The following is a 7,696-nucleotide window of genomic DNA, read 5'->3' on the forward strand; positions in this document are numbered from 1 at the left end:
GAGTCAGAGTTGAAGAATCACAATGTAGAAGTGCTTGCACCGGCGGGTTCATATGATATTATGAAAGCCGTGATAAATGCCGGAGCTGATGCGGTTTATCTTGGCGGTGACATGTTTGGTGCGAGGGCATATGCAGGCAATCTTAACAAAGAAGAGATGATAAGAGCGTTAGATTATGCTCACTTGCGTGACAAGAAGATTTATCTTACTGTAAATACTCTTTTGAAGGAAAATGAGTGTACGCATGAGCTTGTCGATTATATTGCACCATTTTATGAGGCAGGACTTGACGCATGTATAGTTCAGGATATGGGTGTGTTTAAGATACTTCACAGTGCATTCCCTGATATGCACATGCATGCAAGTACGCAGATGACAATTACGGGAGAAAAAGGTGCATCCATTTTAAAAGAGATGGGTGCAATGCGTATTGTTACGGCGAGGGAGCTTACGCTTGATGAAATAAGACAGATTCATGAAAAATGTGATATAGAAATAGAAAGTTTTGTGCATGGGGCTTTGTGTTACTGCTATTCAGGACAGTGCCTGTTAAGCAGTATGAATGGAACAAGAAGTGGCAACAGAGGAAGATGTGCACAGGCTTGCCGTCTTGATTATTCGGTTGTTAATAATGATAAAGTGATAAATGATTCAAAGTCATCATATCCTTTAAGTCCAAAAGACATGTGTGCACTAGATATTCTTCCTGATATAATTGATGCGGGAGTATATTCAATGAAAATTGAAGGCAGAATGAAAAATGTTACATATGCAGCCGGTGTCACATCAATTTACAGAAAATATACAGACATGTATCTTGAAAATGGACGAAAAGGATATCACGTATCGCAGGAAGATAAGAATATGCTTCTTGATATATTTAACAGGGGTTCATTTACAAGTGGATACTACAATAGTGAAAAAGGAAAGAACATGATGTCGCTGTCACGACCGAATCACATGGGAGTGAAAGCACTCCAGGTTGTAAAAAATGATAACGGAAGAATTCTTTTTAAGGCACTCACTGACATTAATCCGCAGGATGTGTTTGAAATTGATTCTGATAATGCATATACAAGTGGTGATTCATACAAAAAGGGAAGTACATTTACTGTTAATTTGTCAAGAAAACTTCCTTTATATAAAGACAGAATCATTTACAGGATGAAAAACGGTTCTGTCACAAAAGAAATTGCTGAAAAATATGCTTCGCAGGCCGGCACTCTAAAGAAGCCAGTAAATATGCTTTTTACGGCAGAATGTGGCAAGCCGATGAAGCTTGAACTTGAAGCATGTAATACAAAGGTAAGCGTTTTTGGTGCATCTGCTGAGATTGCCGGAAAACAGCCGGCTACGGTTGAAAGCTGTATAAAGAATCTTTCAAAGCTTGGAAATACAGACTTTACAGCCGGAAAGATTACAGCAGATATCGGCACAAATGTATTTGTTCCTGTAAGTATTCTTAACGATTTACGAAGAAAAGGAATAGAAAAGCTCACAGAAACAATTCTTGATAAATACAGAAGACAGACTGTGGATGAATCGGTATATAATGTATGTAAAGCATCATCAAAAGATATATCTGGAACAGTCAATGATAGTATATATGATGGAAAATACAGGACCTCGGTTTATTTGAAAACCAAAGGACAATTAAAGTCATATATTTTATCAGGGCTGAATAATGATAATGTGTATGCTGATTTTAAGTTGTTTGATGATGATGAATGCAGGAAAAATATTAAAGAACTTGCAGATTCACAGAATGTTACAGCTGCACTTCCATATATAATAACACAGTCGCAAAACAGGATTTTTGGCTCATTGATTGAAAACATCCGTTCATGTAATATAGAGATGTTCCTTGTGAGAAATCTTGAAGAAATTGGGTGCCTTGGAAATCTAGGACAAAAGACAGGATTTGTTCCAAAGATTGTCACAGATGCCGGATTGTATTGCTGGAATAGTTTTTCGGTATTGCAGCTTCGTGACATAATATCAGTATGTGGTTGTGAACTGACAAGAATAACACTGCCATATGAGCTTAATTATAAAGAGATGAATATGGTAAATTATGGTGTTCCGACAGAATTTGTTGCAGAAGGATTTGTGCCTGTTATGATTTCAAAGCAGTGCGTAAGAAAAACTTACGGATTGTGTGATCATAATAACGGAATTATTTATCTTAATAATAAACGAAGCGGAACATATATGGTTGAAAGCGTATGTTCTTTCTGCCATAGTGTTATGTATAGTGCAAAAAGAATTGATGTCGGCTATGACAGCAGTCTTTTAGAAGAGATTAATCCTGATTATATCAGAAAGGATTATGATAATATGCATGATGAAACTGCATGGACAGGTCATTATGCTGTAGGAGTGGAATAATGCAGTTAGTGTTTATAGAAGTATCAAAGTATATATTTGCATTTTTGCTCTGCTTTTATGCGGCAGCGGCATATCGTGGTGCCGTTATGAAAGAAGAGAAACGAAAGTTTACATACGCATTTCAGAATGTAATAATGTTTATGATACATTTATTGGGCTTTTTGATACTTTATCAGCTTAATAATGAAGATATAAAATATCTTATATTATATTTCGCACAGTTTATATATCTTTTTGTCACGATATTTGTGTATGACGTTTTATACCCAAAAGCTTCGCGTCTGCTTGTAAATAATATGTGTATGCTTATGGCGGTTGGATTTATAATGATTTGTCGTCTTGATTATGATAAATGTGTGAAGCAGTTTCTGATTGCAGCCGGTGGAACTATTATTACTTTTTTTATACCGGCGTTGTTAAAAAGAGTAAAGAGTTTTAGAAATATGGGCTGGATTTACTGCATAACAGGTATTACACTCCTGCTTGCTGTGCTTTTCTGCACGGAAGTATTCGGCGCTAATCTTGTGCTTACACTGGGGCCTGTTTCTGTACAGCCTGGAGAATTTGTTAAAATTCTGTTTGTGATGTTTGTTGCTTCAATGTTTAATAAATCTACGTCATTTGAACAGACAGTAAAAGTTACTGTTATAGCGGCAATTCACGTTATTATACTTGTAATATCAAAAGATCTGGGTGCTGCACTTATATTTTTCGTTGTTTATCTTATGATGCTCTTTATTGCGACAAGGAAACTTAGCTATGTCGGAATAGGATTTGCTGCCGGAAGTGTTGCTGCAGCTGGTGCATATAAGATTTTCAACCATGTAAGACAGCGTGTCCTTATTTGGAAAGATCCTTGGAGCACAATAGATTCAACAGGTTACCAGATATGCCAGTCATTATTTGCGATAGGTATGGGGTCGTGGTTTGGAAGTGGACTTGCACAGGGACTTCCGGATAAAATTCCTGTTGCTGAAAAGGATTTTATGTTTTCGGCAATAACAGAGGAGTTCGGTGCTATATTTGCAGTTGCATTGCTGCTTATATGTCTTAATAATCTTATACTGATGATGAATATTGCTTCAAGATGTAAAACACTGTTTTACAGGCTTGTGGCGGTAGGACTTGGTGTTACATATGGATTTCAGGTGTTTCTTACGGTTGGAGGTGCTATGAAGATGATACCTATGACAGGTGTTACGCTTCCTTTTGTAAGTTACGGCGGAAGTTCTATTGTAAGTTCACTTATAATGTTTGCATTGATTAACGGAATGTATAATATGAGACAGGACGAGGTTGAAATTAAGAATGAATCAGCAGGTAAAAACACGAAACTTAAAAAAGAAAAACACAAAGCCTAATGATATAGTTGATAAAAAAAAGCAGGGGCTTAGAAATCGTGAAACTAATGTAATATCATTTATTTTCGTTGCATTATTTCTCATGATGGCAAGTTATCTTGTATATTTTAATGTCTTTGAGGCTTCTACAATTGTAAATAATCCTTATAATAAGCGAATCGATAATCTTGAAAATAAGGTCGTCAGAGGTAACATTCTTGCAGCTGACGGACAGATTCTTGCAGAAACAGATATTGATGAGGATGGAAATGAGACGAGAGTTTACCCGTTTTCCGAAGTGTTCTGCCATGTTGTAGGACTGGCTTCTGCAAAAACAGGTGTTGAAGGTGTTGCCAATTATGAATTATTGTCCACATCAGGTAATATAATTAATCAGCTCTCAGATGATCTGAGCGGTGAGAAATCAGTTGGATATGATGTTGTTACAACGCTTGTTCCAAAGCTTCAGGAGGCTGCATATAAGGCACTGGGAAGTAATAAAGGTGCAGTAGTTGCAATGGAACCTTCGACAGGAAGGGTTCTCGCAATGGTTTCAAAGCCGGATTATGACCCGAATGAAGCACCTGAAATGTACAGTGAGTGGCTTGGCTATGACAGCTCTGATTCTGTGCTTCTTAACAGGGCAACACAGGGACTTTATTCGCCGGGTTCTACGTTTAAGGTACTTACTGCTCTTGAATATGTAAGGGAATATCCTGATTATGAAAATTATTCTTTTGACTGTACAGGAAGTGCCTATGTCAACGGAGGAACAACAATTCCATGTTATAATGGTTCTGTCCATGGACATCAGGATTTAAAACTGGGATTTGCCAATTCGTGTAACGGTGTATTTTCAACAATAGGATTCAGGCTGAATCTTTCAAAATACAGACAGCTCTGCGAAGATTTTTATTATAACAAAAATCTTGATATCGGAATAGAGTCGAGCGTCAGCAGCTTTACACTTGACGAAAATTCAGGGGTAAGTGAGATTCAGGAGACTGGTATCGGTCAGGGTAAAACAATGGTTTCACCTATGCACAATCTTATGATTATCTCTGCAATTGCAAACAGAGGTGTTATGATGCAGCCGTATTTTGTTGAAAAAGTCCAGACGCGTTCTGGCGATGTTGTGAGTACGACAACACCAAAACAGAAGTCTGTTGTATGTACGCCGTCTGAGGCTGATACAATTGGAGAATTCTGTCGTGCGGTTGTGACTGAGGGTACAGGTTACGCATTTACATATACATCATATACAGTTGCCGGAAAAACAGGAACGGCACAGTTTGATAACAGCGACAGGGTACATTCATGGTTTATCGGTTATGCACCATATGAAAATCCGCAGATTTCTTTCTGCGTTATACTTGAAGGAGGATATACAGGCGTGCCTGGTGCACAGCAGGTAACAAAAGCACTTCTGGATGCATTTTTTGATGAATATTGATTGAAAAATATTGATTGAAAATACTGATTTTGTATTTTAAATAAGAAGAATACTGATTCATTGGTTGATATTGTGATTCTTTAGTTGTATAATTAACATATATCACAGGAGGAATTGCAATGGCTGAAGCAACAAGCTGTGGTGGCGTGGTTATTTTCAGAGGCAAGATTCTTGTATTGTACAAGAATTACAAGAACAGATATGAAGGCTGGGTTCTTCCGAAAGGAACGGTAGAACCGGGAGAAGAACCACAGGATACTGCGGTAAGGGAAGTATTGGAGGAGAGCGGTGCATCCGTTAAGATAGTTAAGTATATAGGCGACACACAATATACGTTTAATACGGTGTCAGATACGATAAAAAAGACTGTTCATTGGTATCTTTGTGCTGCGGACAGCTTTTACAGCAAACCGCAGAGAGAAGAGTTTTTTGAAGATTCCGGGTATTATAAGTACCATGAGGCATTTCATCTGTTACGATTTGCAAATGAAAGACAGATACTTGAAAAGGCTTATAATGAATATATTAATATTAGAAGGCAGGGAAGATGGGAATGAATGTAATTCAACCGGTTACAATACTAGATGGTAATCAATATCTTGTACAGGGTCCGGCAGATAAGACAGGTCAGGCTACATCATTTGATAATGTATATAACCGTTCATGCGGCGATGAGACACTCGATGAGATTTTTGAAGATGTTTCACAGGAATATGGAGTTAATGTTAATCTTTTAAAAGCTGTAGCACAGGCAGAATCAGGTTTTGATGTCAATGCCACATCATCATGCGGTGCAATGGGAATAATGCAGCTTATGCCATCAACGGCAGAATCATATGGAGTGGAAGACCCATATGATGCAAGGCAGAGCATAACCGGAGGTGCCAAGCTTTTGTCATGGCTTTTAGATGATTATAATGGTAATGTTTCACTTGCACTTGCAGGCTACAATGCCGGATGTGGTGCAGTTCAGAAGTATGGTGGTGTTCCTCCATATGATGAGACGGTTAATTACATAAATAAGATTAATGACATATTAGACGGTGCGTTGAGCAACGATTCATGGACAACCGATTCAATGCAGGCAACAGATTTGAGCCATGCATATGTAAGCACAGGAAATGCAGGAAGTACATATTATCCTGGTCTTTCAGTTAATACAGAGGTGCATTCAATCGGTTCAGGCAGCGGCAGTAAGCTGAATTCATATATGAGCAGTGAACTTTTTAGTTATGAAGATTATGAATATTTTCAGAATACAATTACAGAACTTCTTGAAAAAATTAACGGACAGGGAAACAGCACTGATTCAAAAATCCAGTCAGCTGACAGCAGCAATTCAGTTTCATCAACATCAGTTCCTTATTTAAAGCATTTTGATGAATTACAGTTAAACAGTGTGGTCATGCCGGCAATGTCACAGGCATTTCAAAGTATAATGAAAAACAGTCCACAGAGCTTCTACGAAGCACAGGCATCAGCAGTAAGTCCGCTGATAGCAAAATTATTAGAACAATAAAGAATATGCGGGGTGGGGAGTATGAAGGAAAGAATCAAAGTATACCTTTACAACAAAACAATGAAAGAGATTGATATGTCAGACTTCTCGTACATATCAGAAGATGTTTTTTCAGAGCGTACAGATATTGTCAAAGTTGTTCTTCCGGAAGGTGTAAAAGAGATTGGCAACAATGCATTTGAAAATTGTATACATCTTGAAGAAGTGGTTTGTCCAAAGTCGCTTCAAAAGATTGATTCAGAAGCTTTCATAGACTGTATCAGTCTCAAAAAAATTGATTATGACACAGCATCAGTTAAGGTGGATGCAAGTGCATTTAAGGGGTGTTATAATCTTTAAAAATTATGGTTTCCGGCATTGTTCGGAGAGGGTACACCGCAATATGGCATGGGCTGTATTGCGGTGTTTTAAGAATTACATCATTTGCATGTTATAAAGTTGATTTATACTATGCATGATATGTTAACAATTCAATATTATTTGAATCTTGAAAATTATGCAGAATCAACAGAAAAAGCAAAGAACTACATGATGGAGCAAGTAGTAATGTTCATTGCTTATCTAATAATTATTTTATAAATATAATATTAAACCAGCCCGGATATTATCAATTAAGATATGCCCGGGCTGTTGATGTTATTAAGTAAAGTGCATTGTCATGCAAGGTCTTTATTTAAGATTTTTACGAAGCTCTTTAATTATGGCTTCAAGTTCAGCTATTTTAGCATCGGATTGAGTCTTTGCATTTTCAGCTTCCTGTTTAGCAGCCTTTGCTTCTTGTTTAGCAGCCTTTGCTTCCTGTTTAGCGGCATCCACTTCCTGTTTGGCAGCATCCACTTCCTGTTTAGCAGCATCCACTTCGTGTTTAGCAGCATCCACTTCCTGTTTAGCGGCATTAACTTCCTGCTTGGCGGCATCCACTTCCTGCTTGGTGATTTTTAATTCCTGTCTGGCTGCTGTAACTTCCTTCCTGGTAGTTTTTAATTCGTGTTTTAC

At 37.7% G+C, this 7,696-nt stretch carries 7 protein-coding genes; 6 read left to right on the top strand and 1 reads right to left on the bottom strand.

The genetic code is table 11. The features are described from left to right. Positions 1-9: 9 nt before the first annotated feature. The 6 genes from WMO38_RS11570 to WMO38_RS11595 all read left to right on the top strand — a co-directional run bounded on the left by WMO38_RS11570 (position 10) and on the right by WMO38_RS11595 (position 7,039). Positions 10-2,388 carry a peptidase U32 family protein gene (locus WMO38_RS11570; RefSeq protein WP_349162810.1) on the top strand — a complete coding sequence of 793 codons (2,379 nt, stop codon included), beginning with the start codon at positions 10-12 and terminating at the stop codon, positions 2,386-2,388. Continuing rightward, entirely contained in the window at positions 2,388-3,749 is a 1,362-nt protein-coding gene (locus tag WMO38_RS11575) for an FtsW/RodA/SpoVE family cell cycle protein (RefSeq protein WP_186836081.1), read from the top strand. The genes WMO38_RS11570 and WMO38_RS11575 overlap by 1 nt, the downstream gene beginning before the upstream one ends. Next, the gene (locus tag WMO38_RS11580; RefSeq protein WP_021865146.1) at positions 3,697-5,181 is read left to right on the top strand and encodes a peptidoglycan D,D-transpeptidase FtsI family protein; all 1,485 of its coding nucleotides are present in this window, start codon (positions 3,697-3,699) and stop codon (positions 5,179-5,181) included. The genes WMO38_RS11575 and WMO38_RS11580 overlap by 53 nt, the downstream gene beginning before the upstream one ends. Positions 5,182-5,300: 119 nt before the next feature. Then, positions 5,301-5,738 carry an NUDIX hydrolase gene (locus WMO38_RS11585; RefSeq protein WP_021865145.1) on the top strand — a complete coding sequence of 146 codons (438 nt, stop codon included), beginning with the start codon at positions 5,301-5,303 and terminating at the stop codon, positions 5,736-5,738. Further along, a complete protein-coding gene (locus WMO38_RS11590) occupies positions 5,735-6,700 on the top strand; it encodes a lytic transglycosylase domain-containing protein (RefSeq protein ID WP_349162813.1) in 966 nt (321 codons plus the stop codon). Before WMO38_RS11585 ends, WMO38_RS11590 begins: the two co-directional genes overlap by 4 nt. 21 nt (positions 6,701-6,721) lie before the next feature. Next, entirely contained in the window at positions 6,722-7,039 is a 318-nt protein-coding gene (locus tag WMO38_RS11595; RefSeq protein ID WP_021865143.1) for a leucine-rich repeat domain-containing protein, read from the top strand. Between the two features lie 330 nt (positions 7,040-7,369). Here WMO38_RS11595 and WMO38_RS11600 read toward each other — a convergent pair. After that, positions 7,370-7,696: hypothetical protein (locus WMO38_RS11600; RefSeq protein WP_498072067.1), on the bottom strand; the 327-nt coding region annotated here is incomplete at its 5' end.

The sequence above is a fragment of the Lachnospira hominis (ex Hitch et al. 2025) genome (genome assembly GCF_040096395.1).
GTDB lineage: Bacteria > Bacillota > Clostridia > Lachnospirales > Lachnospiraceae > Lachnospira > Lachnospira hominis.